28 protein-coding genes, 1 tRNA gene and 1 riboswitch are annotated in these 23,927 nt (G+C 74.0%); of the genes, 11 read left to right on the top strand and 18 right to left on the bottom strand.

Going from position 1 to position 23,927, the window contains the following annotated elements:
• Positions 1–312 precede the first annotated feature (312 nt).
• Positions 313–384, bottom strand: a tRNA-Asn gene (locus ATL51_RS25200).
• A 174-nt stretch (positions 385–558) separates the two neighbouring features.
• Between ATL51_RS25200 and ATL51_RS25195 the strand changes: the two genes are divergently transcribed.
• A complete protein-coding gene (locus tag ATL51_RS25195) occupies positions 559–756 on the top strand; it encodes a hypothetical protein (protein WP_073577971.1) in 198 nt (65 codons plus the stop codon).
• A 48-nt stretch (positions 757–804) separates the two neighbouring features.
• Here the strand turns inward: ATL51_RS25195 and ATL51_RS25190 are convergent, their stop codons facing one another.
• The 5 genes from ATL51_RS25190 to ATL51_RS28470 all read right to left on the bottom strand — a co-directional run bounded on the left by ATL51_RS25190 (position 805) and on the right by ATL51_RS28470 (position 5,391).
• The gene (locus tag ATL51_RS25190; RefSeq protein WP_100880129.1) at positions 805–1,578 is read right to left on the bottom strand and encodes a trans-aconitate 2-methyltransferase; all 774 of its coding nucleotides are present in this window, start codon (positions 1,576–1,578) and stop codon (positions 805–807) included.
• On the bottom strand, positions 1,575–2,087 hold the full coding sequence (locus ATL51_RS25185) for a hypothetical protein (protein WP_073577973.1): 513 nt from the start codon (positions 2,085–2,087) through the stop codon (positions 1,575–1,577). The genes ATL51_RS25190 and ATL51_RS25185 overlap by 4 nt, the downstream gene beginning before the upstream one ends.
• Positions 2,084–3,952, bottom strand: coding sequence for a DNA primase (gene dnaG, locus ATL51_RS25180; RefSeq protein WP_073577974.1), 1,869 nt, complete (start codon positions 3,950–3,952; stop codon positions 2,084–2,086). The genes ATL51_RS25185 and dnaG overlap by 4 nt, the downstream gene beginning before the upstream one ends.
• Before the next feature lie 10 nt (positions 3,953–3,962).
• A complete protein-coding gene (locus ATL51_RS25175; protein ID WP_167410048.1) occupies positions 3,963–4,937 on the bottom strand; it encodes a DMT family transporter in 975 nt (324 codons plus the stop codon).
• A gap of 70 nt (positions 4,938–5,007) precedes the next feature.
• Positions 5,008–5,391, bottom strand: a complete 384-nt coding sequence (locus tag ATL51_RS28470) for an STAS domain-containing protein (protein ID WP_157818517.1) — start codon at positions 5,389–5,391, stop codon at positions 5,008–5,010.
• A 144-nt stretch (positions 5,392–5,535) separates the two neighbouring features.
• Here ATL51_RS28470 and ATL51_RS25165 point away from each other — a divergent pair, with 144 nt between their 5' ends.
• The 3 genes from ATL51_RS25165 (at position 5,536) to ATL51_RS25155 (ending at position 7,642) form a co-directional block, all read left to right on the top strand.
• Positions 5,536–5,901: a helix-turn-helix domain-containing protein gene (locus ATL51_RS25165; RefSeq protein WP_100880127.1), complete on the top strand. Its 366-nt coding sequence runs from the start codon at positions 5,536–5,538 to the stop codon at positions 5,899–5,901.
• A 128-nt stretch (positions 5,902–6,029) separates the two neighbouring features.
• The gene (locus ATL51_RS25160; RefSeq protein ID WP_073577978.1) at positions 6,030–6,476 is read left to right on the top strand and encodes an Hsp20/alpha crystallin family protein; all 447 of its coding nucleotides are present in this window, start codon (positions 6,030–6,032) and stop codon (positions 6,474–6,476) included.
• A gap of 383 nt (positions 6,477–6,859) precedes the next feature.
• On the top strand, positions 6,860–7,642 hold the full coding sequence (locus ATL51_RS25155) for an HNH endonuclease family protein (protein ID WP_301549184.1): 783 nt from the start codon (positions 6,860–6,862) through the stop codon (positions 7,640–7,642).
• Positions 7,643–7,712: 70 nt separating this feature from the next.
• On the opposite strand, the gene ATL51_RS25150 is transcribed toward ATL51_RS25155, so the two are convergent.
• From ATL51_RS25150 to ATL51_RS25135, 4 genes are all read right to left on the bottom strand, one after another.
• Entirely contained in the window at positions 7,713–9,011 is a 1,299-nt protein-coding gene (locus ATL51_RS25150; RefSeq protein ID WP_073577979.1) for a deoxyguanosinetriphosphate triphosphohydrolase, read from the bottom strand.
• On the bottom strand, positions 9,008–9,625 hold the full coding sequence (locus tag ATL51_RS25145; protein ID WP_062404469.1) for a YdcF family protein: 618 nt from the start codon (positions 9,623–9,625) through the stop codon (positions 9,008–9,010). Before ATL51_RS25145 ends, ATL51_RS25150 begins: the two co-directional genes overlap by 4 nt.
• Before the next feature lie 89 nt (positions 9,626–9,714).
• Positions 9,715–10,761: an XdhC family protein gene (locus ATL51_RS25140; RefSeq protein WP_301549183.1), complete on the bottom strand. Its 1,047-nt coding sequence runs from the start codon at positions 10,759–10,761 to the stop codon at positions 9,715–9,717.
• Between the two features lie 59 nt (positions 10,762–10,820).
• Entirely contained in the window at positions 10,821–11,348 is a 528-nt protein-coding gene (locus tag ATL51_RS25135) for an SLAC1 family transporter (protein WP_157818516.1), read from the bottom strand.
• 409 nt (positions 11,349–11,757) lie between these two features.
• Between ATL51_RS25135 and ATL51_RS25130 the strand changes: the two genes are divergently transcribed.
• The 3 genes from ATL51_RS25130 (at position 11,758) to ATL51_RS25120 (ending at position 14,453) form a co-directional block, all read left to right on the top strand.
• Positions 11,758–13,179, top strand: a complete 1,422-nt coding sequence (locus ATL51_RS25130) for a hemolysin family protein (protein ID WP_100880125.1) — start codon at positions 11,758–11,760, stop codon at positions 13,177–13,179.
• The gene (locus tag ATL51_RS25125; RefSeq protein WP_100880124.1) at positions 13,176–14,165 is read left to right on the top strand and encodes a CNNM domain-containing protein; all 990 of its coding nucleotides are present in this window, start codon (positions 13,176–13,178) and stop codon (positions 14,163–14,165) included. The genes ATL51_RS25130 and ATL51_RS25125 overlap by 4 nt, the downstream gene beginning before the upstream one ends.
• An 87-nt stretch (positions 14,166–14,252) precedes the next feature.
• Positions 14,253–14,453 (top strand): hypothetical protein, encoded by a 201-nt coding sequence (locus ATL51_RS25120; protein ID WP_073577983.1) that lies wholly within the window; start codon positions 14,253–14,255, stop codon positions 14,451–14,453.
• Between the two features lie 64 nt (positions 14,454–14,517).
• Here the strand turns inward: ATL51_RS25120 and ATL51_RS25115 are convergent, their stop codons facing one another.
• The 3 genes from ATL51_RS25115 to ATL51_RS25105 all read right to left on the bottom strand — a co-directional run bounded on the left by ATL51_RS25115 (position 14,518) and on the right by ATL51_RS25105 (position 17,511).
• A complete protein-coding gene (locus tag ATL51_RS25115) occupies positions 14,518–15,924 on the bottom strand; it encodes a glycine--tRNA ligase (protein ID WP_100880123.1) in 1,407 nt (468 codons plus the stop codon).
• 179 nt (positions 15,925–16,103) lie between these two features.
• Positions 16,104–17,021, bottom strand: coding sequence for a hypothetical protein (locus ATL51_RS25110; RefSeq protein WP_100880122.1), 918 nt, complete (start codon positions 17,019–17,021; stop codon positions 16,104–16,106).
• Positions 17,022–17,181: 160 nt separating this feature from the next.
• Complete coding sequence (locus ATL51_RS25105) at positions 17,182–17,511, bottom strand: antibiotic biosynthesis monooxygenase (protein ID WP_100880121.1); 330 nt, start codon at positions 17,509–17,511, stop codon at positions 17,182–17,184.
• A 105-nt stretch (positions 17,512–17,616) separates the two neighbouring features.
• Between ATL51_RS25105 and ATL51_RS25100 the strand changes: the two genes are divergently transcribed.
• A complete protein-coding gene (locus ATL51_RS25100; RefSeq protein WP_020624590.1) occupies positions 17,617–17,994 on the top strand; it encodes an ArsR/SmtB family transcription factor in 378 nt (125 codons plus the stop codon).
• Between the two features lie 32 nt (positions 17,995–18,026).
• Positions 18,027–18,443 carry a Fur family transcriptional regulator gene (locus tag ATL51_RS25095; RefSeq protein ID WP_062404466.1) on the top strand — a complete coding sequence of 139 codons (417 nt, stop codon included), beginning with the start codon at positions 18,027–18,029 and terminating at the stop codon, positions 18,441–18,443.
• 10 nt (positions 18,444–18,453) lie between these two features.
• Here ATL51_RS25095 and ATL51_RS25090 read toward each other — a convergent pair whose 3' ends face one another.
• On the bottom strand, positions 18,454–19,842 hold the full coding sequence (locus ATL51_RS25090) for an aminotransferase class V-fold PLP-dependent enzyme (protein WP_100880120.1): 1,389 nt from the start codon (positions 19,840–19,842) through the stop codon (positions 18,454–18,456).
• 43 nt (positions 19,843–19,885) lie between these two features.
• Positions 19,886–20,000, bottom strand: a riboswitch (SAM riboswitch).
• A gap of 74 nt (positions 20,001–20,074) precedes the next feature.
• Here ATL51_RS25090 and ATL51_RS25085 point away from each other — a divergent pair.
• Positions 20,075–20,719 carry a hypothetical protein gene (locus ATL51_RS25085; RefSeq protein ID WP_100880119.1) on the top strand — a complete coding sequence of 215 codons (645 nt, stop codon included), beginning with the start codon at positions 20,075–20,077 and terminating at the stop codon, positions 20,717–20,719.
• A gap of 76 nt (positions 20,720–20,795) precedes the next feature.
• Complete coding sequence (locus ATL51_RS29135; RefSeq protein ID WP_208623068.1) at positions 20,796–21,173, top strand: DUF2795 domain-containing protein; 378 nt, start codon at positions 20,796–20,798, stop codon at positions 21,171–21,173.
• 39 nt (positions 21,174–21,212) lie between these two features.
• Here ATL51_RS29135 and ATL51_RS25075 read toward each other — a convergent pair whose 3' ends face one another.
• The 4 genes from ATL51_RS25075 to recO form a co-directional block, all read right to left on the bottom strand.
• A complete protein-coding gene (locus ATL51_RS25075) occupies positions 21,213–21,629 on the bottom strand; it encodes a hypothetical protein (protein ID WP_301549182.1) in 417 nt (138 codons plus the stop codon).
• Positions 21,626–22,453, bottom strand: a complete 828-nt coding sequence (locus ATL51_RS25070) for an isoprenyl transferase (RefSeq protein ID WP_100880118.1) — start codon at positions 22,451–22,453, stop codon at positions 21,626–21,628. The genes ATL51_RS25075 and ATL51_RS25070 overlap by 4 nt, the downstream gene beginning before the upstream one ends.
• Positions 22,454–22,487: 34 nt before the next feature.
• Positions 22,488–22,850, bottom strand: a complete 363-nt coding sequence (locus tag ATL51_RS25065; protein ID WP_062401510.1) for a hypothetical protein — start codon at positions 22,848–22,850, stop codon at positions 22,488–22,490.
• A gap of 223 nt (positions 22,851–23,073) precedes the next feature.
• Positions 23,074–23,910, bottom strand: a complete 837-nt coding sequence (recO, locus tag ATL51_RS25060; RefSeq protein ID WP_301549181.1) for a DNA repair protein RecO — start codon at positions 23,908–23,910, stop codon at positions 23,074–23,076.
• Between the last annotated feature and the right edge of the window lie 17 nt (positions 23,911–23,927).

Raw genomic sequence — 23,927 nt, 5'->3', positions numbered from 1 at the left:
CGCCCGGTTCGCGGACGTCCGTCGACGGGCTCGTGCAGCACCCGGGCCGCGCAGCCATCTCGGCAGATGGACGGGGCCGGCGGGCCGCTGGACCACGCTCTCCCGCGGCAGGGCGATCCGGTCGAGACGGTGTACCTCACGGCGGGTACTCCAGGGCTCCGGGCGAAGGGCGTACACGGGAGCGGCCGTGACCGCGGCCGTCCACGACCGCCGGATCGTCCCCGGAGACAGAGCGACCCCCGGAACCATCGGTATGGCTCGGGGGCCGATCGCGGGTGGCTGCCCGGGTCACCTGAGCGACCCCGGGAAATGCTCCTCCGATTGGACTCGAACCAATAACCGCCCGATTAACAGTCGGGTGCTCTGCCATTGAGCTACGGAGGACCGTTCACGCCGTTCCAGGTGGTGTTCCCGGCGACGAGAAGAACTCTACAACACTCCGTACAGCCCTCTCGCAACCCCCCGTTCGGCCGCTGTTCCCGCAGGTCGGAGCCCCATCCGGGTGGCGGTCGGACAGCGGCCGCGGTCCGGGTACGGTCGCGGTCGGAGGTGAGGGGAATGGTCAAATTCCTCGTGGGTGTCGCCGTCGGGTACGTCCTCGGCACCAGAGCCGGTCACGAGCGCTACGAACAGCTCGTCCGTGCCTATCACCGGGCGGCGGACCACCCCGCGGTGCAGGGCGCCGCGGGCGTCGCGCGGGCGGGTGTCGAGGGTGCGCTCGACAAGGTGCGCGGCGGCCAGAACACCGGGCACTGAGGGCTCGCCCCGTCCCGTGACCCGTCCCCGGGCCACGGGACGGGCGGGTCAGCGTGTGCGGGCCACCGCGAAGACGCGGCGGAACGGGAACCAGGTGCCGCCGTCGGCGCTCGGCGGGTAGGCCGCCCGCAGCCGGGGCGCGAGCTCGCGGACGAACGCGTCGTAGGCGTCGTCGTCGAGGGCGTCGCGGACCGGGCGCAGGGCGGTGCCGGAGATCCAGCGCAGGATCGGGTCGTCGCCGTCGAGCCGCTGCAGGTAGGTCGTCTCCCAGGCGTCGACGTCGGCGCCCGCGGCGGCCAGGATGTCGGCGTAGCCGAGCGGGTCGAGCACCGTCTCGGTGCCGCGCAGCAGGATCCGGTCCCGCCACTGCGGGAGCGTCGCGACCTCGCGGGTCAGCACGTGTGAGGGGGCGTCGAAGTTGCCGGGGACCTGCACCGCGATCCACGCGCCGGGCGCGAGCGAGGCCATCCAGCGGCGCAGCACGTCGGGGTGCTCCGGCACCCACTGCAGCACCGCGTTGGTGACGAGCACCCCGGTGTCGCGGGGCGGGGTCCAGTCGCGCACGTCGACCTGCGTGGCGTCGACGCCGGCGGCGCGGGCCGCGGCGACCATGTCCGGGGAGGAGTCGAACGCCTCGACCGTCGCCGTCGGCCACCGACGGGCGAGCAGCCCGGTCAGGTGGCCGGGGCCGCAGCCGGCGTCGACGACCCGGGTCAGCGCGGGGTCGGTCTCGCCCACCCGGGCCAGCAGGTCCAGGAACGGGCGCGAGCGGTGGTCGTCGAAGGCGCGGTAGAGCTCCGGGTCCCAGCTGGTCGTGGTCACGGTTCCTCCGGGAGGCGTGCGGCGATGCCCTCGGCCAGCCTCCGGGCGGCGACCGGATCGGTCCCCGGGTCGGGCCGGACCTGCAGCACCAGCCCGTCGCGACCGGGGACCCGGCGCTGCAGCACCCAGACCCCTCCCCCGGGCAGCTCACGCCGGTTGCGGGTGCGGATGGACTGGGTGACCCGCTCCTGCACGGCCTGCGGCACCTTCCCCGGTTCGACGAGGCGGAACCGCAGCGGGCGCCCGTCGGCGAGCAACTCGGTGCCGGGGGCGATCTGCTCGGCCGAGGTCGGTGTCACGACCAGGCTGGTCTTGTCCCAGGTGGCCTTCGCGATCTCGTGCCAGCCCAGCCGCTCGCCGCCGGGCGGCCAGATCCCCCACGAGGTGACCACGAGCATCCCGTCCGGGGCCTGCGCGGTGGCGACGACGGCCTCGGAGTCGGCGAGGGCGTCGGCGACCGCGTCGGGCACCGGCTCGCGGCCGAGCAGCCGTGCCCAGAAGCCCGTCACGACGCGACCCCGGACGCCTGCTCGCGCAGCTGGATCTTGTACTGCTCCAGCGGGACGAGCACGCCGAACAGGTCCATGTACTCGTCATGGTCGGTCTCGGCATTGGTGCGCTGCAGCTGCGACTTGAGGTCGGCGATCTCGCGCTCGACCAGGCCGAGCCGGACCCCGGCGAGGACGCCGTTGACGTAGCGGACCTCGTCGGTGTTGCGCTTGGGGAGCTCCAGGTTCTCCACGGCCAGCTCGCTGACCAGGCGCTTGACGTCGTCGCCCGCGCCCTCGGCGACGACGGCGTCGAGCCAGTCCGACCCGTCCAGCCCGGCGCACACCCCGCCCGCGGCCATGATCGCCCGGTGCACCGCGGCCAGCTGCGGATGGGTGAACCCGGCCTCGGGCAGCTCGTCGAAGCCGGGTCCGACGACGCCGGGGATCTGCAGGGCCGCCTTGAGCGCCTCGCGCTGCAGGTGCAGCTGGGTGTCGTCGCGCTTCGGGGCGGGCAGCGGGGCGCGGCGCCGGGAGCGGCCCCCCTCGGGCGACACGCCGGCGCTCTCGCGCACCCGTCGCACGACGACGGCGATGTCGTCCCAGCCGACCCAGCCGGCGAGGCGCCGCGCGTACTCGTCGCGCAGGTCCTCCCGCTTGATCTTCGCGACGATCGGTACGCAGCGCTGCAGGGCGGCGACACGGCCCTCGGCGGTGTCCAGCTGGAGCTTGTCCAGCTCGGTGCGGATGACGAACTCGAACAGCGGCTCCCGGCGGGCGACGAGGTCGCGCACCGCGGTGTCGCCGTGCCCGAGGCGCAGGTCGCACGGGTCCTGGTTGTCCGGCGCGACGGCGACGTAGAGCTGCGTGGCGAAGCTCTGGTCACCGTCGAAGGCCTTCTCGGCGGCCTTCTGACCGGCCGCGTCGCCGTCGAAGACGAACACGACCTCACCGCGGTCGAAGGAGTCGTCGCCGATCAGCCTGCGGATGACCGAGACGTGCTCGCTGCCGAACGCCGTGCCACAGGACGCGACCGCCGTGGTCACCCCGGCCAGGTGCATCGCCATGACGTCGGTGTAGCCCTCGACGACGACCACCTGCCGGGTCTTCGCGATCTCCCGTTTGGCCTGGTCGAGGCCGAACAGCACGTGGGTCTTGCGGTAGACCGGCGTCTCGGAGGTGTTGAGGTACTTGGCCTCGATGCCGTCGTCGTCGAACAGCCGGCGCGCGCCGAAGCCGACGACGTCGCCGCCCAGGTCGCGGATCGGCCACAGCAGACGCCGGTGGAACCGGTCGATCGCACCACGCCTGCCCTCCTTGGAGATGCCGGCCTTGATCAGCTCGTCCAGCTGGTAGCCCTGTGCCAGCAGGTGCTTGGTGACGGTGTCCCAGCCCGCCGGGGCGTAGCCGCAGCCGAACTTCTCCGCGGCCGCGGCGTCGAAGCCGCGGTCGGCGAGGAACTGCACGCCCGCCCGGCCCGCGGGGGTGGCGAGCTGCTCGGCGTAGAACGCCTGGGCCTTCTTGTTGATCTCCAGCAGGCGGCTGCGGGTGCCGCGGTCGCGCTGCACCGAGGACCCGCCGCCCTCGTAGGTCAGCCGGACCCCGCACCGCTCGGCGAGCCGCTCGACGGCCTCGGGGAACCCGATGACCTCCATCTTCATGACGAAGTCGATGACGCTGCCGTGCTCGCCGCAGCCGAAGCAGTGGAACGTGCCGTGCGAGGGGCGGACGGTGAACGACGGGGACTTCTCGTCGTGGAACGGGCACAGGCCCTTCAGCGAGCCCGCCCCGGCGCGGCGGAGGGCCACGTACTCCTCGACGATCTCCTCGACCCGCGTGCGGTTGCGGACCTCGGTGATGTCGGCGTCCCGGATCCGTCCTGCCACGCCGGCCAGTCTAGGCGTCCCCGGCCCGGCGCCCCGGTCCGCCCGCTGCCGGTGCGACGGCGTCTCCGTCCGGCTGCCCGGACGGGGCGGCGACGGCGACCACCCGGCGGCCGCGCAGGCCGGGCACCCGGCCCAGCCCGACGAACATGCCGACCAGGGCGATGCCCAGGCCCAGTACCGCCTGCACGGTGAGCGGCTCGCCGAGCACGGGCACGGCGACCAGCGCCGTCGTCGCCGGGACCAGGTTGAGCAGCGACGACACGAACACCGTCGAGCGGCGTCGCAGCAGCACGAACATCAGCACGAAGGCGCCCGCCGAGTTCACGACTCCCAGGAAGGCCACGGCCGCCCAGCCCGACGGCGCGCGGGGCAGCCAGTCCGCACCGAGGAACGGCCAGGCGACCAGGGTCGCGACCAGCGAGGTCGCCATCTGGACCACGACGCTGGTCACCACGGGCGTGCTGTCGTTGAACCGCTTCTGGTAGAGCGTGCCGGCCGCCAGCGACAGCATGCCCAGCACCGGGAAGACGAGGTTGCCGCCGAGACCGGCACCGAGGTCGTCGGCCAGCACGACGTAGACGCCGGTGGCGCCGATCAGGAGTCCCAGCACCGGTCCGACGCCCAGGCGGGTGGCCAGCAGCAACGGGGTCAGCAGTCCGACCAGCAGCGGCGCCATCCCGAGGATGAGACTCGACAGCCCGGCCGGGACGCCGGAGGCGAGCCCGCTGTAGACGAAGGTGAACTGCCCGACCTGCAGCAGCAACGCCGTGACCGCGAGGTGCAGCCAGGACCGGCCGCGCGGCAGGCCCGGTCGCAGCACCGCGACCGCGGCGAGCATCACGACCAGCGCGATCACGAACCGCCAGAACAGGACCGCGGGCACGTCGGTCGACCCGGTCGCGATCTTGCCCGCGATGAAGCCGGACGCCCACAGCGGGACGAAGAGCACGGCCAGCACCGGGACGAGCCAACGCGAGGAGGTCACGCCCTCACTCCATCGCAGTGCTAACGATCGGGGCAAGCCGGGGTGGCGGGAGCCTCACCCCCGGGTCCGGTCAGGCCGCGACGACGGCCGGCGGCTCCAGGTCGGCGAGTGCCGAGGCCAGGTCCGGGTGGTTGCGCATCCCGTGCAGGACCGCCCGGACGCCCGGCACCATGCGCGGCGCGACGCGTGCGGCGCCGATCAGCCGGACGTCCAGGCCACGGTTCCGCGCCACGTGGCGCAGGTGGTGCAGCGCCCGCGCCCCGCGCGCGGTGACCCCGGTGCCCAGGTCGACGAGGACGTGCCGCACCGGCGCCCACCCGGCGCCGGCGACGGCGAGGTGCGCGTCGACCTGGCGCAACAGCGACGCGCCCGCCGCCGCGTCCAGTTCGCCCTCCACGCGGATGCGGAGGACGTCCTCCCGGGGACGGTCGGTGCGGGCCCTGCTCTCGTTCATCACGCTCTCCTCCCGGATCGTCGTCTCCCTCATATCTGTAGCGCACGGTGAAAATTTTCGCCATTGAGTAGCTACACTCGGAGTCGACGGACGACCGGCCCGGGTGTCCGGGAGTGCGCCGCGGGCCGCGAGAGAGGACCGACCATGGCACTGGACCGACTCGACGACCCCGACTACCCGACCGTCGCGATGGGCCAGGCCGCGCACCTGCTGGAGGTCGAGCCCGCCTTCCTGCGCAGCCTGGACAGCGCGGGCGTGGTGAATCCGCACCGCTCCGCCGGCGGGCACCGCCGCTACTCGCGCAACCAGCTGGAGCAGGCCGCCCGCCTGCGCACCCTGCTGGACGAGGGACACCCCCTGGGGTCGGCGTCGTGGATCGACCGGCTGCGCGGGGAGCTCGCCGACAGCGAGGACCGCCTCGGCGCCGCGCACCGCGAGATCGAGCGGCTGCGCACGGAGCTCGCACAGCTGCAGCCCGAGCTCGGCGACACCGCTCGCTCGATCCCTTGACAGCAGAAAATCTGAAGCTATAACTGGAGATATCCGGAGCTCCTCTCCGGAGTACCGACCCGACGAAGGACGACGAGGAGTCAGCCGGCCGGTCGCGAACCGGCACGGCTGGAAGGGAGTGGTTCACGATGCTGCTGCGTACCGACCCGTTCCGGGCCCTGGACCGGCTCGCCGCGCAGGCGTTCGAGTCCGGCGGCACATGGTCGCGCCCGGCGGCGATGCCGATGGACGCCTGGCGTCACGGTGACGAGTTCGTCGTGGAGTTCGACCTGCCCGGCATCGACCCGGACGCCGTCGAGCTCTCCGTCGAGCGCAGCACCCTGACGGTCAAGGCGGAACGACGGCCCACCCACACCGGAACCACCGACCAGGTCGAGTGGGTCGCCTCCGAGCGGGCCTACGGCGTGTTCGCCCGTCAGCTGCTCCTGGGCGACAACCTCGACACGTCCGCCATCCACGCGTCGTACGACGCCGGAGTGCTGCGCATCCGCATCCCGGTCGCCGAGGCGGCCAAGCCGCGGACGATCACCGTGGAGTCCGGGCACGATGCCGACCGGCCGAGGATCGGCACCTGACCCCCGGTGCCCGGGTCCGGCCGACTGCCGGGCCCGGGCACCGGGCGGCCGCAGCCGTCACCGCGCCCGGGTCCGGGCCACCGCTCTGCGTGGGAGGCGGGCTGCCCTGCCCGTCCCGGCACGCGCCGGGCGGGCAGCCCGTCCTGGGCGTGCCGGGCCGGCCACGGCGCCATCTCGACGAGCGCGAGCACGAGTACCCCGAGCGTTCCCCCGGCCGCCCCGGCCGTGGTGGACAACAGGTCGATGAGCGTGATCACGCCCCCGCGGTCCGCCCCGACCCTGTGAACGGACCGGGAGCCTCCTGGCAAGCTACTTCACCCTGAGTGACGAACACGCGGCGTGTTGGCGCGGTTCCGGCGCGCGCGTTCGCGACCATCTACTGCGTGCGTGTACGAGGTGTGCGGGTCGCCGGGCTTCTGGCGACGATGATGGTCATGGCCGGGTGCGGATCCCCCGGGTCGTTCGTGGACGTGCTGGACGCGGCGCTCGACACCGGCGCCGTCGACGTCGGTGTGGTCGCCCCGGTGACACCCGGGACCGTGGAGGGCGCGGCCGCGGGCAGCGCGTCGACGACGCTGAAGACGCTGGCGGTGAAGGGCCGGGCCCCGAAGACCGGCTACACCCGCGAGCAGTTCGGACGCCGCTGGGCCGACATCGACCGCGACGGCTGTGACCAGCGCAACCAGGTCCTCTCCCGGGACATGGACCGCGAGACGTTCAAGGCGGGCACGCACGACTGCGTCGTGCTCACCGGGTCGCTGCGCGACTCCTACACCGGCACCACCATCTCCTTCACCCGCGGTCAGGGCACCAGCGAGAAAGTGCAGATCGACCACGTCGTCGCGCTGTCCGACGCCTGGCAGAAGGGCGCCCAGCAGCTCGACGCGACCACCCGGGAGAAGATCGGGAACGACCCGCTGAACCTGATCGCGGTCGACGGCCCGACCAACGGCCGCAAGAGCGACGGCGACGCCGCGACCTGGCTCCCGCCGGACAACCGCTACCGCTGCGCCTATGTCGCGCGGCAGGTCGCGGTGAAGAAGAAGTACAAGCTGTGGGTGACCAGCGCCGAGCGCGACGCGATCGACAGGGTTCTCGGGACCTGCCCGACCCGCGCCGTGACCAGCGAGGCCGACGCGGCGAAGCCCGCGGTCACCCTGCGCTGACCCCTGCCGACCCGGCCCCGCCGTCCGACCGGGCGGCGGGGCCGGTCGGCGTCCCGGGGCCGGTGTGGTCTCAGGGCCGGCAGAGCGTGCGGTGCCAGGCGTGCGCCTGCGGGTCGGTCAGCGTCGCGACCTGGTCGATCACGACGCGCAGCCGCGCCCGGTCGTCGGGGGCGGCCGTCCAGTCCTCCGCGCGGGCCGGGTCCAGGGCACCGGGCCCCCGGGCGCACAACGCCGCGACGAGGTCGTGCAGCAGGTCGCGCTGGCGGGACTGCATCTCCAGCCGCCGCGGGTCGCTCATCACGTAGCGGGTGGCCAGCGCCTTGAGCACCACGACCTCCGCCGCCGCGACGACCGGGACCACCAGGTCGGCGCGGTGCCGGGCCAGCGGTGCGTCGCCGTAGGTGTCCAGGGTCGCGTCGGTGGCGGCCAGCGCGAACCGGCCCACCAGCTCGGAGGTCATCCGCTTCATCGCGACCAGGTCGTCGCCCGCGGCGGTGGCGGCGTCGAACCCGCGGACCGCACGGACCACCGGCAGCGCGTCGAGCCGGGCGGCGGCCTCGGCGCAGGCGCCCTCGTCCTCGCCGAAGCGCAGCGACGCCTCCACCGCGAGCGCCGCGCGCTCCGCCGGCGAGGACAGCACGGCCAGGTCCATGCGGCCGGCGTGCACCGCGTCCTCGACGTCGTGCACCGAATAGGCGACGTCGTCGGCCCAGTCCATGACCTGGGCCTCCATGCTCCGCACCCCCGGCCGGGCCCCGGCGCGCAGCCACTCCAGGGCGGGCAGGTCGTCGGTGTAGGCACCGAACTTGCGCTCCGCGCCGCGCCGCGCCCACGGGTACTTGGTGGCGGCGTCCAGCGTCGCCCGGGTCAGGTTGAGCCCACCGGGGACGAGACCGTCGCCGGAGCGTGCCTTCGGCTCCAGGCGGGTCAGGATGCGCAGGGTCTGGGCGTTGCCCTCGAACCCGCCGCACTCCGCACCCGCGACGTCGAGCGCCCGCTCGCCGTTGTGCCCGAACGGCGGGTGGCCGATGTCGTGGGCGAGCCCGGCGGCGTCGACGACGTCCGGGTCGAGCCCCAGCTCCTCGGCGACGCCGCGGCCGATCTGAGCGACCTCCAGCGAATGGGTCAGCCGGGTCCGCGGGATGCCGCTGACCTCGGCGCCCTCCCCCGGCCCGACCACCTGGGTCTTGCCCGCGAGCCGGCGCAGCGCCGCGCAGTGCAGCACCCGGGCCCGGTCCCGGGAGTAGGGGCTGCGCCGCTCGACGCGGCCGCGCTCCCCCAGCCCGGACCCCTTCGGGGCCTCGGGGTGGCGGCGCTCCGCGTCGGCAGCGGTGTAGCCCGGATCGGCCGGGGCGTGCTGGACGCTCATCCCAGACCGCTGCTGGCGGTGTCGACCGAGGCGTGGGTCAGCTCGTAGAACAACAGCGCACCGGTCTCGCGGTAGATGTAGCGGAGCTGCGTCTCACGGGTCTGCACGATCGGGCCGCTGCGGGTCGGTGAGGTGTAGGCCTTCAGCCCGGCGTCGCGGGCCATGGTGCGGGCCCGCAGGCTGTGCCACGGGTCGGACACCAGCAGCGCCGAGGACCAGCCCTGCTGCCGCGCCGTCGCCGCGACCGCCTGCAGGCTGCCGAGCGTGTCCGCGCCCTCGGGCACGGCCTCGACCGCCGAGGACGGCACGCCCTGCTCGATCAGCCAGTCCCGGCTGGCCTCCGCCTCGGTGTAGCGGTCCCCCGTCCGCCCGCCGCCGACGGTGACGATCCGCGGGGCCACGCCGTCGCGCCACAGCTGCTCGGCGTGTTTGAGACGGTTGGCCAGCACCGCGCTGGGCTCGCCGTTGTACTGGGCGGCGCCGAGCACGACGACCGCGTCACTGGGGCGCTGGTCGTCGACCCGGGCGACCTGCCACACCCGCAGCGCGGTCACCCCGACCACCGCGACGAGCATGACCAGCCCGCCGACGAGCAGCCGCGCGCCCCAGGTCATGCCGGTCCGCACCGGGCGCCGCACGGTGCGCCGGTCCGGGCCGGGCTCCGGCGGTGCGCCGCCGAGCCCGCGCCGCGACGACGTGCCGGTCATCCGCCGATCCGACCGGCGGAGGAGGCGAGCGCCGACGCCGAGCGCCCGGCGCGCAGCGCGACGACCTGGGCGACGATCGACACCGCGGTCTCGGCCGGGGTGCGGGCACCGAGGTCGAGACCGACCGGCCCGTGGACCGCGGACAGGGCGTCCTCGGTGACCCCGGCGGCGAGCAGCCGCTCGCGGCGCGCGGCCTGGGTGCGCCGCGACCCGAGCGCCCCGAGGAACCCGCGGCCGTGGGCGAGGCCGTCGAGCAGGGCCGCGTCGAAGGCCGGGTCGTGGTCGAGCAGCACCAGCACGTCGGCCTCGGTGAAGGCGGCGACGGCGGCGCGCGCGTCGTCGACGGTGGTGACGGTGCGGGCGCTCCAGCCGAGCAGGCCCGCCTGGGCGTGCAGGGCGGCCCCGAGCGCACCCTCGCCGACGACCAGCACCGACGGGACCGGCACCAGCAGGTCGACCAGGACCGCGGTGCCGTCGACGTCGAGCCGCTCGGTGGCCGTGGCCCCCCGGCGCAGCAGGGCGCGGGCCTGCTCGGCCGCCGCGGCGGTGACCCCGCCGAGGTCACCGGTGGGCTCCTCCAGGCCGGGCCCGGTGAGCACGAGGGCCGCGCCGGTGTCCACGACCGACAGCAGCGCGGCGGGCCGACCGGCCTCCAGCGCCTCCCCCAGCGCGGCGGCGGGAGCGGCGGGCAGCGGGTGGGCGAGCAGCGTCGCCCCGCCGGCGCAGGCGAGTCCGGCCGCGACCGCGGAGGACTCCCCGACGTGCGCCTCGCGCACCGTGGCCGTCCCGGACGCCGCCTCGGCGGCGAGCGGGTGCGCGGAGTCGTCGAGGGCGCCGAGGTAGAGCAGGCCGCCGACCTCGCCGTCGGTGGTGCCCGCGACCAGCTGGCCGGACTCGACGGAGCCGAACCCGTGCCGGTCGAGCACCCGGACGACGCCGATCCCCGGGCCGCCGGTCACCGCCCAGCGGCGCAGGGCCGCGCCCAGGTCACGACGGGGGTCGGCCGGTGGCCGTGCCGCGGAGGAGGTCGCCGAGGTGCTCACGGTCGCCAGGGTAGCGACGGGGCCTGACGGTGAGCTGAGAACGGGCTACAGCGCGCCGCTCACGAGGACCGTCCGTCGCGGTGGCCCGATCTCGTCGGCGACGTCGGACAGTGCCGACCGCACGGTGGCGGCCGCGACCACCACCCAACCAGGACCAGCACCGCGAACAGCACCACCGCCGCCCCGACGACCGGGGGCAGCGCCGTCCGCGCGGCCAGCGCGTTCGTGCCGGGCACCAGGGTGCCGAACGGGACGGTCACCGCCCACCAGGAGGCGCTGAAGGGCATCCCCCGGCGCAGGGCGTGGCCGATCAGCACCGCCGACAGCACCGTCCAGCCGGCCGCGAAGCCCCAGGCGGGCGCGCCGTAGCGCAGTCCCGCACCGATCGCGAGGCCGGCGAACGGCTCGGGCAGCAGCCCCTGTGCCTCCCCCGCGAGCAGGTTCGCCGCCGTCACCGACTGCCCGAAGGGTCCCAGCACGATGACGACGGTCGGGGTGTCGGCCAGGGCGAGCCCGGCCGTGCCGAGCCGGACCAGCACCCGTCGCAGCACGCCCAGCGCCACCGGCGACGCCGCCGCGAGCAGCACAGCACGGTCCCCACGACGCGCAGGCCCGGCTCCGGCACCGGGAACGAGGTGGTCGCGACCGCGACGATCCCGGCCCCCGTCACCGCCCCGGACCAGGGCGGACCGGCCTGTCCCGGGCGGGACGTGATCACGGAGGGGATGACCCGCCCCGGCGTTGCACCGAACACCGGTACCGCCGTTCGGGTCATCACAGGGTGACCACCGCGACGGCTGCGTGCCGGAACCGTACGATTCCGGCACGCGTTGAACGCGTCAGACACCCATCAGACCGCGAGTCAGGAGTCATGGACCCCACCTGCAGTCCGCGCGCCGACCGTCCCCGTGACGGCCGGCGACCCCGCATCGTCCTCGTCCCCGCCCACGCCGTGCACATCCCGGCCGGGCCCGAGACCCGGGCGGTGACCTCCCGGTGATCGGCACGATCCTCGGCATCCTCCTGGGCATCCTGGTCGTCCTCGTGATCACCGCCCTGACCGGCTACTTCGTGGCCCAGGAGTTCGGCTTCATGGCCGTCGACCGCTCCCGGCTCAAGGCCCGTGCGGCCGAGGGCGACACCGGAGCGTCCCGTGCCCTCGACATCACCCGTCGCACCTCGTTCATGCTGTCGGGCGCCCAGCTCGGCATCACCGTCACCGGTCTGCTGGTCGGTTACGTCGCCGAGCCGCTGATCGGTAACGGCATCGGTGAGCTGCTGGGCCTGGTCGACGTCCCGCTCGGCGTCGGTGTCGCGATCGGCACCGTGATCGCGCTGCTGTTCGCCACCGTCGTCCAGATGGTGTTCGGCGAGCTGTTCCCGAAGAACCTCGCCATCGCACGGCCGGAGCCGGTCGCGCGGTGGCTGGCGCTGTCCACCAAGACCTACCTGGCGCTGTTCGGGTGGCTCATCCGGATCTTCGACGCGGCCTCGAACCTGCTGCTGCGTGCGCTGCGGATCGAGCCGGTGCACGACGTCGAGCACTCGGCCACCCCGCGCGACCTCGAGGCGATCATCGACGACTCGAAGGACTCGGGTGACCTCAACCCGGAGTTCGCGGTGCTGCTGGACCGCGCCGTCGACTTCGGCGACCGCACCGCGCGGGCCGCGATGATCCCGCGGCCGCGGGTGTCGTGGGTCCGCGCCGACGCGACCGTCGAGAGCCTGGTCGGCCAGATGGCCGTCCAGCACTCGCGGTACCCGGTGCTCGGGCCGCCCGCCGAGGCGACGGACACGGAGAACGCACTGGAGCTGGTGGGCGTGGTCTGCCTGAAGGATGTGCTGGCCCTCGCCGACCGCGACGACCGGCCGTTCGACGAGGTGCTGGTGTCGGACCTGATGCGGGCCCCGGTGCTGGTGCCCTCGTCCCTGCCGCTGCCGCAGGTGCTGGCCCAGCTGCGTGCCGACGACGAGGAGCTGGCGTGCGTGCTCGACGAGTACGGCGGCCTGGCCGGCGTCATCACCGTCGAGGACGTCGCCGAGGAGCTCGTCGGTGAGATCACCGACGAGCACGACCAGGCCGGGACGGATCAGGCACTGCGGTCCGACGACGGCTGGGTCGTGCCGGGTGACCGGCACGTCGACGAGGTCGGCAGGCTGATCGACGCCGAGCTGCCCGAGGGCGGCTACCAGACCGTCGGCGGTCTGGTCATGGCCGAGCTGCAGCGGCTGCCGGACGCCGGGGACGCGGTCGTCGTGACGATCCCGGCCGAGAGCCCGGACGACGGGGACCGCGCCCTGCGTCTCGTGGTGCAGGAGGTCGACCGGCGGGTCCCGTCGGCGGTCCGCCTGGAGTGGACCGAACCGGTGACCGCCGGTTCCGAGCAGGACAGCGACGAGCGGGAGGTGCGGGCATGAGTGCCTTCGAGATCGTGGTGTCGATCCTGCTCGTCGCGGCGAGCGCGTTCTTCGTGGCCGTCGAGTTCGCGCTCGTCGCAGCCCGGAACTACCGGCTGGAGGAGGCGGCGCTGACCTCGGCGTCGGCACGGGCGGCGTTGCGCAGCGCCAAGGACATCTCGCTGCTCCTGGCTGGGTCCCAGCTGGGCATCACGCTGTGCGTGCTGGGGCTCGGTGCGATCACCAAGCCGGCCGTGGACGACGCGCTGCGCCCGGTCCTGGAGGGCTGGGGCGTCCCCGGCGGGGTCGCGGGGGTGGCGTCGTTCGTCGTCTCGCTGATCGTGGTGACGTTCCTGCACCTGGTCGTCGGGGAGATGGCGCCGAAGTCCTGGGCGATCTCGCACCCGGAGCGCTCGGCGATCATGCTCGCGATCCCGATGCGTGCGTTCATGGTGACCGCCCGCCCGGTGCTGCTGCTGCTCAACGGCGCCGCCAACCGCTGCCTGCGCTGGTGCGGGGTGGAGCCGGTGGACGAGATGGCCTCGGGCCGCAACGCCGACGACCTGCGCCAGCTGGTCGACCACTCGGCGAAGACCGGCACCCTGGACCAGGGGCGCCGTGACCAGCTGGTCACGGCGCTGGAGCTGGAGCGGACCCCGCTGGGCGAGCTCGCCCGCGAGCCGTCCGCGGTGGCCGCGGACGACGACGTCGCGGCGATCCAGGCGACCTGCCGCCGGACCGGTCACCTCCGGCTCGTCGTGCGGGACGGGGACACCCCGATCGGGTACGTGCACGTCCGCGACACGCTGACGCGCGAGCCGGGGACCCGGGCCCGGGACCTGATGCGTCCGGTGCTCACCCTGCCGGCGGACACGCAGTACCACACTGCGGTGAACACGATGCGTGAGCAGCGTGCGCACCTGGCGCTGGTGGAGTCCGACGACCGCCCGGTCGGCATCGTCACCCTCTCCGACCTGGTCGAACGGCTCCTTCCCGAGCCGGTGTAGGAGCGACCCCGGACCGGGTACCCGCGCTGCGCCCGGTCCGGGGCGGTCCTACTCTGGGTCGCCTCCCGATCACCCACGGAGGTTGTGATGACCGCTCCGACGCTGCGCCCCGCCGATCTCGACGACACGGCGCTGGCCAGGCTCAAGCAGCTCGAGGACCGCATCGGCGGCCCACTCGTGGCCTACCGGCCCGAGTCGCCCTACGCCGCGCTGACCGCCGAGCAGCTGGAGGAGGTGCGCCGCGCCGAGTCCGAGCTGGGCGTGCAGCTGCTGGCCTACCGACGCTGACCCACTCACGACGAACGCCCCTGCCCGGATCCCGGGCGGGGGCGTTCGTGGGTCCGGAGCCTGCTCAGCAGCCGAGCAGGCGCGTCGCCAGGTAGGTCTCGACCTGGTCGAGGGCGACCCGCTCCTGCGCCATCGAGTCGCGCTCGCGGATCGTCACCGCCTGGTCGGTGAGGGTGTCGAAGTCGACCGTGATGCAGAACGGGGTGCCGATCTCGTCCTGGCGGCGGTACCGGCGGCCGATGGCGCCGGCGTCGTCGAAGTCGACGTTCCAGTTCTTGCGGAGCTGCGCGGCCAGGTCCTTCGCCTTGGGCGACAGGTCGGCGTTGCGCGACAGCGGCAGCACCGCGGCCTTGACCGGGGCGAGCCTGCGGTCGAGCTTCAGCACGACCCGCTTGTCGACGCCGCCCTTGGCGTTGGGCGCCTCGTCCTCGGTGTAGGCCTCGATGAGGAAGGCCATCATCGACCGGCCGACACCGGCGGCGGGCTCGATCACGTACGGCTTGTACCGGGTGTCGGAGGCCTGGTCGTAGAACGACAGGTCGACGCCCGAGTGGTTCGAGTGCGCCGTGAGGTCGAAGTCGGTGCGGTTCGCGATGCCCTCGAGCTCGCCCCACTCCTGGCCGGTGAAGTTGAACCGGTACTCGATGTCGACGGTGCGCTTCGAGTAGTGGGAGAGCTTCTCCTTGGCGTGCTCGTAGTGCCGCAGGTTGTCCGGCGAGATGCCCAGGTCGGTGTACCAGCGGGTGCGCTCGTCGATCCAGTACTGGTGCAGCTCCTCGTCGCTGCCGGGCTCGACGAAGTACTCCATCTCCATCTGCTCGAACTCGCGCGTGCGGAAGATGAAGTTGCCCGGGGTGATCTCGTTGCGGAAGCTCTTGCCGATCTGGCCGATGCCGAACGGCGGCTTCTTGCGCGAGGTCGTCTGCACGTTCAGGAAGTTCACGAAGATGCCCTGCGCGGTCTCCGGGCGCAGGTAGTGCAGCCCCTCCTCGGACTCCACCGGGCCGAGGAAGGTCTTGAGCATCATGTTGAACTCGCGGGGCGCGGTGAACTGCCCGCGGGTGCCGCAGTTCGGGCAGGGGACCTCGGAGAGGTCGTTCTGGTCGGCCTGCTCCGGGTCGCGGCCCTTGCGCTCGGCGAACTCCTCGGCGAGCTGGTCGGCGCGGTAGCGCTTGTGGCAGGACTCGCACTCGACCAGCGGGTCGGAGAAGGTGCCGACGTGGCCCGACGCGACCCAGGTCTGGCGCGGCAGGATGACCGAGGAGTCCAGGCCGACGACGTCGTCGCGGCCGGTCACCATGGTCTTCCACCACTGGCGCTTGATGTTGTCCTTCAGCTCGACGCCGAGGGGCCCGTAGTCCCACGCCGACCGGGTACCGCCGTAGATCTCACCGGAGGCGAAGACGAATCCGCGCCGCTTGGTCAGCGCGACGATGGTCTCGATCTTGGCGGAGGTGGGCTTGCTGGCCACTGGCGGTACTCCAGAGAAGGTGGTTCGGAGGTCCCCCGGATACGGGGTCTCCCAGATTACCGACCCGCCATGCATCCCCACCCCCTGCCCCGCCCCACCCCCCCGCTCACCTACCGGTCGCGCGCTCGTTGCGAGAACGCTTTCCCGATCGGATGCGCGTTCTCCGAACCCGAGCGCGTTCAGAGAACCGTGGTGAGGAGGGAGTGGAGGCGGGTGGTCAGAGGGGTGATGGGGTCCAGGTCGTGCCACGTCCAGCGGACGACGTGGCGGACCCCGGGCTGGGCGCGGAGGGCGTCCTCGCGGCGCTTCTCCCGTTCGACCGCGTCGCCGAGGCGTTCCCCCGGACGCAGCGAACGGCCGTACTTCTCCATGCCGTCGAACTCGCCGATGACGCCCGCGTGCTCCCACCAGAAGTCGACCCGCCCGACATGGCGGCCCCGGGCGTCGCGGACGACGTGCTGGAGCTCGGGTGCGGGCAGCCCCGCCCGGCGCATCCGGACCCTGCTGCGCGACTCCCCCGGGCCGTCGGCGCGACCGTCGGCGACGACCAGGACCGCCCGCGCCCGGGCGACACCGCGTCGCCCGGCCGCGGCCCCGACCGCGGCCGCGAGCTCGTCGACCGTGACGTGCCCCCGGAACAGGGCTGCGTCGGCCACGGTGACGGCGGACTCGAACGAGCAGCTCCGGGCGACGTCGACCACGGTCCGGGCGACCGCGGTCACCGGCGTCGTCCCGACCGTGACGACGTCTCCCGCGGGGAGCGGTGCGGCGTGCAGGTGGACGTGACGGCCGGCCCGGCCACCGGCGGGCAGGTCCCGGGTGAGGTGCATCCGCCGTAGCGCGATCCCCCACGACGGCAGGCCGTGCATCACCACCGCGGTGGCGTGGCTCAGTACCGCGCCCGGAGCGAGCAGCGGGAGGGTCGCCTCGACGAGCCGCCGGTGCCGGGCGTCGGCGTCGGGCCGGGACGGATCGTCGGGCTCGACGTAGACGCCGGGCCGGACCCGGGTCAGCCGGCCCGCCCGGATCGCCGCCCGGACGCCCTCGTCGGTGTGGCCCTCCGCGAGCAGGTCGCGACGGCGGTGCAGTGACCCCATGGGACGACCCTGCCCCGTCGACCGCCCCCACGACCCCACGACCACCGCCTCTGTGGACAAACCACCCCGTCCGAGGACGAACCCGCGGACGCGCGTGCGTTCGTGGAACGCGTGTCCGATCGGGCACGCGTTCTCCGGCCCCGGACGCGTTCCCGGGTGTCTAGCTCAGCAGGCTGGGGTGGTGGACGGGAGCGGCGCCGGCGGTCACCGTGATGAGGGACTCGTAGGTCGCCTCCGTGGTCGTGTCGGCCTCGGCCAGCAGCGGGTGCACGTGCTCACGGACCTCGAACGGCCCCAGGGCGCGCCGGTAGGCGTCGACGGAGTCGAAGCGGACGGTCAGGACCCACTGCCCGGCATCCTCGATCGCCCGGCCCGCCTCACCTCCGCGGCAGCCCGGCCGGGCGGCCAGGAGCTCCAGCGCGCGGGCCGCGCGCGCGGTGAACGCGGCCTCCTCGGAGGGGGACACGCGGAAGCGGCAGACCAGCAGCACGGCGCGACGATAACGAACACGCCTACCATGTGGGGTGCGGCCGGCACGGCACAGCAGCGCCGGGGGGTGTGGCCGCCGCCTCCGGGGAACGGACGGGTCCACCACATGTCTGCCGCAGCCCAGACCACGCACGCACCGGGAGCCGGCCCGGGTGCGGACGACGACCACCACCCCGCGCCCGAGCCCGGCCCGACCCGCGACCCGCGCACCCTGGCCGCCGCGGGCGACCTGCTGCGGGCACTCGCCGCACCGGTCCGGATCGCCATCGTCCTGCAGCTGCTGGAACACTCCCGGTGCGTCCACGACCTGGTGGACGCGCTCGGGGTCACCCAGCCCCTGATCAGCCAGCACCTGCGGGTCCTCAAGGCCGCCGGGGTGGTCGAGGGCGAGCGGAAGGGCCGTGAGGTGCTGTACTCGCTGGTGGACGACCACCTGGCGCACATCGTGGTGGACGCCGTCGCCCACGTCGAGGAGGACACGTGACGGAGACGACCGACCGGACGACCACGGCGACGATGACGCAGCGGTCCACCGCCGGGCCGCGCGGCATCCGCGCCACCCGGCAGCGGGCCGCCGTCACCGCGCTGCTCGACCGTCTGGAGGACTTCCGGTCCGCCCAGGAGATCCACGAGGAGCTGCGGCGCGCCGGTGAGGGCATCGGTCTGACCACGGTCTACCGGACGCTGCAGACCCTCGCCGACGGCGGCGAGGTCGACGTGCTGCGGGTCGCGTCCGGCGAGGCGGTCTACCGGCGCTGCGAGACCGAGCACCACCACCATCATCTGGTGTGCCGCCGGTGCGGCGCCGCCGTCGAGATCGAGGGCCCCGCGGTGGAGTCCTGGACCGAATCGGTCGCGCAGAAGCACGGCTTCACCGAGGTGTCGCACACCCTGGAGATCTTCGGCCTCTGCGGCCGCTGCTCGGCGGGGTGACTCCCGGGGCTCAGTCCCCGCAGCCGGGGACGGCCTGCAGCTCCCGGCCCCGGGCGAACGGGTCGGCGGGGCGCGGGTCCGGGGTGGGCGCCCACCGGCCGTCGACGAGGGCGTAGGTCCAGGCCGGACCGCGCCGCGCCAGGTCGGTCAGCGCGTCGACCAGGCGGTCGACGTCGGAGGGGCCGGTGCGCAGGCCCAGCGAGGCCCGCACCGCGTCGCCGCCGCCGGTGAGCCGCTCCAGCAGCGGGTGCGCGCAGAACCGCCCGTCGCGGACACCGATGCCGTACTCGGCGGACAGCGCCGCCGCGACGAGGCCGGCGGGCAGCTCGCCGAGGGTGAACGAGACGGTCGCGGTGCGGTCGGCGTCGGGCCCGTCGTCGAAGCAGGACAGGATCCGCAGGCCGCGGACGGTCGCCAGGCCCGCGCGCAGCCGGGCGGCGAGCTCGCGCTCGTGGGCGGGCACGACGTCGTCGATCAGGTCCTCGAGGGTGCGGCAGGCCGCGCCCAGTGCGGCGGCGCCGAGCACGTTCGGGGTGCCGCCCTCGTGGCGTTGCGGCGCGGGCAGCCACTCGGTGACGGTGCCGCCCGGGCCGTCGACGGCGTCGTCGGCCGTGACGCCGACCGACCGGACCGCTCCCCCGCCCGCGACGTGCGGCTCTGCGGCGTCGAGCCAGTCCCGGCGGCCGACGAGGACCCCGGCACCGAAGGGCGCGTAGAGCTTGTGCCCGGACAGCGCGACGTAGTCCGCGCCCCACCCGGCCAGGTCGACGCGCCGGTGCGGGGCGAGCTGCGCTGCGTCGACGCACAGCCGGGCGCCCGCGGCGTGCGCGATCCGGGCGATCTCGGCGACCGGGAGGAGCTCGCCGGTCACGTTGGACGCACCGGTGACCGCGACCAGCGCGGCGTCGGGACGGGCGGCGAGCTCGGCCCGCAGCGCGTCGAGGGTCGCGGCGATGCTGTGGCCGGCCCGCACGACCCGGTGCTCGGCGCCACCGGAACCGCCCCGCCAGGCCAGCAGCGTCGCGTGGTGCTCCAGGTCGAGGGTCACCACCGGGCCGGGCACGGCGCGCGCGAGCAGGCCGAGCGCGTCGGTGGTGTTGCGGGTGAACACCGCGACGTCGTCGGCGCGGGCCCGGACGAACCGGGCGACGTCGGCGCGGGCGTTCTCCACCAGGGCGGTGCAGACCTTCGAGGTCCAGCCGGCGCCGCGGTGCACGCTGCCGTGGTAGGGCAGCACCTGCGCAACGTGCGCGGCGACGCTCTCCAGCGCCGGCGCCGACGCGGCGGAGTCGAGGTCGCAGTAGCGGGCCCACCTGCCGTCGACGAGCGGGACGGTGAGGTCCGCGCCGACGACACGGGGCAGCGCGTGCTGGACGGGACGCGACAGGGCGAGGGTCATGATCGGGCCTCCGGCCGATCTCGGGGACCCGGCGTGGCGCACGGATCCGCGCTTGCCGACTGCGGGTGTCGCGTCGGCCCGGTCATCACCCGGGGCACCCCACCGCGGAGGAGGGTTGCCGTCCAGCGAGCCGGGGCTTCGCGCTGGCACTCGTGACCTTCGCGGCCGAAGCTAGCAGACCGTCTCAGAAGGAGACACCGTGACCGTCGCCACCCCGGATAGCGTCTGAACGATGACCGACACGCAACCCGCCCCGGGCACGGTACGGCGGATCGACGTCCCGGAGTCCGGCGAGCTTGCCCAGCTGGCGGCGGTGTTCGACGACCTGCAGTACGTGCTGCAGTGCTGCGAGCACCTGGTGACCGCGCTCGGCGGTCCGGAGTCCGGCCCGGTCCGGGTGGCCGCCGACCCGGCCCTGGTCGAGGCACTGTGGACCGGCGCGGTGATCGGCTACGTGCGCTGCTTCTCCGGCCGCACCAAGACCCTCACGAAGGACGACCTGTCCTCCCTGGAGCTCGAGGGTGACGTCACCGGGTTCCACGACATGATGTCGACGCTGCGCGACCACTACGCGTCGCGGCACGTCAACCCGCGTGAGTCCTACGAGATCGGCGTCGCCCAGTCCAACGACGGCGACCCGCGCGGTGTCGCGGTCGTCTCCACCCCGCGCCCCCAGGTCGACGAGACCACGGTGCGGCTGCTCGGCCGGGTCGCCTACAGCCTGTCCGGCCTGGTGGACGCGCGGATGACCAAGGCCCAGAACGACGTGCTGGGCGTGGCGCACGCGATGACCGCGGGCCGGCTGGCGGCGCTGCCGATCGTGCACCTCAGCGACTCCGGGGACTCCGCCGGGGAGACCACGGACACCGACGGCTGACGGGTGCGGCCGTCCGTGCATGGACGGCCGCACACCGGCTACCCGGTCACCGAACGTCCACGACGAGAGGTGACCCATGACAGCCCGTACGACGACCGCCGACGCCGTCCGCAGCGCCCTGCACGGTCTGGAGTTCCCCGCTTCCAAGGACGACCTGGCGTGGACCGCCGAGCGCAACGGCGCCGACGCCGCGACGGTCGAGGCCCTGCGGGCGGTGCCGGCCGAGGAGTACTACACCTCGATCGGTGCCGTGGTCTCCGCCACCGACCTGCGCGACGACGACCCGGCCGCGCAGACCGCGGGCGACACCGACGGGGAGACCCGCGAGGAGACCGAGCAGCTGCGCCGGCAGCGACGCACCGGACACAACGCCTCGGGCCTGTCGGAGTCCGGCACGGACGCCGACCCGGTCAACCCGATCGCCGAGGAGCTCGGGACCAACCGCAAGAAGTGACCGGGCCACGGCCGGGGGTGCGCCCCCGGCCGGGCGGTCTCAGCTCTCGACCAGCTCCGCGCGCATGCTCGACGCCGAGGACACGACCAGCATCAGCAGGGTGCCCATCGGCCCCTCACCCAGCCCGGCCGCGGGGAAGGCGTAGCGCAGGGTCACGTCCCAGCCGCGCTCGCCGCGCACCGCCCGGGGCGTGCCGAACAGGCCCTCCCCCACCCCGAGGCCGACCCGGCGCGGCACGTCGTGCTCCGGGTCGTCGGACTCCGGCAGGTCCCACGCGACGACGCAGGTCAGGTTGAGGACGGGCAGGCCCTCCTCCAACTCGGTGCCCTGCACCACGCACAGCACGCCGCCGTGGGCGAAGGTCAGCGCGCCGTCGTCGTCGGTGGTGACGTCGTGGAATCGCTCCAGCGCCCTCCTGGCGATGGTGAGCATCCCGGAGATCACATCGGTGGTCACGGTGTCACTCCATCGTTCGGGACGGCGGCGGCCGTGTCGATGCTCGAGCCCGGTCCGCGACGCTCGGAAGCTCCCCCGAAACGCCGGTCCCGGCGCGCGTAGATCTCGATCGCCTGCCAGATGTGGCGCCGGTCGAAGTCCGGGAACAGCGTGTCCAGGAAGACCATCTCGGCGTAGGCGCTCTGCCAGAGCAGGAAGTTCGACGTCCGCTGCTCCCCCGAGGAGCGCACGAACAGGTCGACGTCGGGCATGTCCGGCTCGTCGAGGTACCGGGCCAGCATCCGCTCGTCGATCTTGTCGGGGTTGATCCGGCCCTCCGCGGCGAGGCGGGCGAGATGCCGCACGGAGTCGACGATCTCGGCGCGGCCGCCGTAGTTGACGCACATGGTCAGGTTCAGCACGTCGTTGCCACGGGTGCGCTCCTCGGCGATCTCCAGCTCCTTGATCACCGACCGCCACAGTCGCGGGCGCCGGCCCGCCCAGCGGACCCGGACCCCCATCGCGTCCATCTCGTCGACGCGGCGGCGGATCACGTCGCGGTTGAAGCCCATCAGGAACCGGACCTCATCGGGGCTGCGCCGCCAGTTCTCGGTGGAGAACGCGTACGCCGACAGCCAGCGCACGCCCAGATCGATGCATCCGCGGGCGACGTCCATCAGCGAGGCCTCGCCCCGCTTGTGGCCCTCCGTGCGGGGCAGGCCGCGGGCGTTGGCCCAGCGGCCGTTGCCGTCCATCACCAGGGCGACGTGGCGTGGCACCAGCTCCGGCGGGATCTCCGGGGGCCGGGCACCGGACGGGTGCGGTGCGGGAGGCTGGAACGGCACGTCGCCGACCTTACGTCGGGGACGGCGGACGGGTTCAGTCGCGGTGGTCGGGCTGCGGCCAGGCCGGCACGGCCGGGTCCTCCAGCCGCTCGATGGTCTCGCGCAGCCGGCGCATCCCGCGGTGCCCGCGGATCCGGTCGGCCTCCGACATCGGCTCGGACTCGTCGGGCCGGATCACCGGCAGCATCGGGATGGCCGGCCACGCACCGTCCTCGGTGCGGGCCCGGACCTGACGCATCGCGCGGGTGGGCCCGTCCTGCGGGGACTCCGGCATCGCCTCGGTGCGGACCGGGAACTGCTGGGTCGGCGGCACCGGGATGCGCTGCGTGGCGGCCGGGAGACGGTGGGTGCGACCGGTGTGGTCGTCGTCCGGCGGCGGGGTGTGGGGTCGGTTCACGACTGCCTCTCCGACGGGGCTGGGGTCCCCTCGATCACAGGAGCGTAACGAGACCGCGGAACCGGTTGCCCATCGAAAGCGATGATCACCCGGTGGAGTCGGCGGAAGTCCCGTGCGACGCGACCGGCGGCACCACGACGGGCGGCGCGTCCGTACGTCAACCGCTCGACGAAGCGGACGGGCCGCTCACGGCACCCCACGCCGGGACACACGTCCGACCGGACTAGCCGAGGAGAGCGTCCGGGGGTGTCGCTTCTCCGCCGTCCGGCGGTTCCGGGGCGGGCCCCGGCACCCCGGGTGCGACGACGGCGGCGGGCCGGACCCGGGCGCGGCGGTCGACCAGGGGCAGCGAGCGCAGCTGCCGCTCCAGATGCCACTGCAGATGCGCCGCGACCAGGCCGCTGGCCTCACGCCGGGTCGGGGTGCCCGAGGCGTCCGCGGTGTCCCAGTCGCCGTGCAGCAGCGCGGACAGCAGGGCCACCGTCTCGGTCGCCGGGGTCACCGAGCCCGGCGGGCGGCAGCGCGGGCACACCATGCCGCCCCCGGCGACGGTGAACGACCGGTGCGGGCCGGGGGTCGCGCAGCGCGCGCACTCCGACAGCGACGGCGCCCACCCCGCGTGGCTCATCGCCCGCAGCAGGAACGCGTCGAGCACCAGGGCCGGTTCACGGGCGCCGTCGGCCAGCGCCCGGGTGGCGCCGAGCAGCAGCAGGTACACCCGCAGGCTCGGCTCGCCTTCCTCGGACACCAGCCGGTCCGCGGTCTCCAGGATCGCGCAGCCGCAGGAGTACGCCGACCAGTCCGCGACGATCGCCGGGGCGAACGCGTCGACCGTCTGGGCCTGGGTGACCACGTCCAGCGTGCGCCCGGTGTAGCACTGGACATCGACGTGGTTGAACGGCTCCAGCCGTGCGCCCCACCGCGACCGGGTGCGGCGCACGCCCTTGGCGACCACCCGGATCTTGCCGTGCCGGCGGGTCAGCATCGTGATGATCCGGTCCGCCTCGCCCAGCTTCTGCACCCGGAGCACGATCCCGGTGTCGCGGTAGAGCTGGGCCACGCACCCAGTCTAGGTCC

It is taken from the genome of Pseudonocardia alni, from assembly GCF_002813375.1.
Taxonomy (GTDB): Bacteria; Actinomycetota; Actinomycetes; order Mycobacteriales; family Pseudonocardiaceae; genus Pseudonocardia; species Pseudonocardia alni.
The sequence above is the reverse complement of the archived record's forward strand: the minus strand, read 5'-3'. Positions and strand labels throughout refer to the sequence as shown.

Bases quoted from the DNA above. Each gene is read 5' to 3' on its own strand.
- ATL51_RS25195 (WP_073577971.1), top strand. From the start codon at position 559: ATGGTCAAATTCCTCGTGGGTGTCGCCGTCGGGTACGTCCTCGGCACC.
- ATL51_RS28470 (WP_157818517.1), bottom strand. From the start codon at position 5,391: ATGAACGAGAGCAGGGCCCGCACCGACCGTCCCCGGGAGGACGTCCTC.
- ATL51_RS25165 (WP_100880127.1), top strand. From the start codon at position 5,536: ATGGCACTGGACCGACTCGACGACCCCGACTACCCGACCGTCGCGATG.
- ATL51_RS25160 (WP_073577978.1), top strand. From the start codon at position 6,030: ATGCTGCTGCGTACCGACCCGTTCCGGGCCCTGGACCGGCTCGCCGCG.
- ATL51_RS25150 (WP_073577979.1), bottom strand. From the start codon at position 9,011: ATGAGCGTCCAGCACGCCCCGGCCGATCCGGGCTACACCGCTGCCGAC.
- ATL51_RS25145 (WP_062404469.1), bottom strand. From the start codon at position 9,625: ATGACCTGGGGCGCGCGGCTGCTCGTCGGCGGGCTGGTCATGCTCGTC.
- ATL51_RS25125 (WP_100880124.1), top strand. From the start codon at position 13,176: ATGAGTGCCTTCGAGATCGTGGTGTCGATCCTGCTCGTCGCGGCGAGC.
- ATL51_RS25120 (WP_073577983.1), top strand. From the start codon at position 14,253: ATGACCGCTCCGACGCTGCGCCCCGCCGATCTCGACGACACGGCGCTG.
- ATL51_RS25110 (WP_100880122.1), bottom strand. From the start codon at position 17,021: ATGGGGTCACTGCACCGCCGTCGCGACCTGCTCGCGGAGGGCCACACC.
- ATL51_RS25100 (WP_020624590.1), top strand. From the start codon at position 17,617: ATGTCTGCCGCAGCCCAGACCACGCACGCACCGGGAGCCGGCCCGGGT.
- ATL51_RS25095 (WP_062404466.1), top strand. From the start codon at position 18,027: ATGACGCAGCGGTCCACCGCCGGGCCGCGCGGCATCCGCGCCACCCGG.
- ATL51_RS25090 (WP_100880120.1), bottom strand. From the start codon at position 19,842: ATGACCCTCGCCCTGTCGCGTCCCGTCCAGCACGCGCTGCCCCGTGTC.
- ATL51_RS25085 (WP_100880119.1), top strand. From the start codon at position 20,075: ATGACCGACACGCAACCCGCCCCGGGCACGGTACGGCGGATCGACGTC.
- ATL51_RS29135 (WP_208623068.1), top strand. From the start codon at position 20,796: ATGACAGCCCGTACGACGACCGCCGACGCCGTCCGCAGCGCCCTGCAC.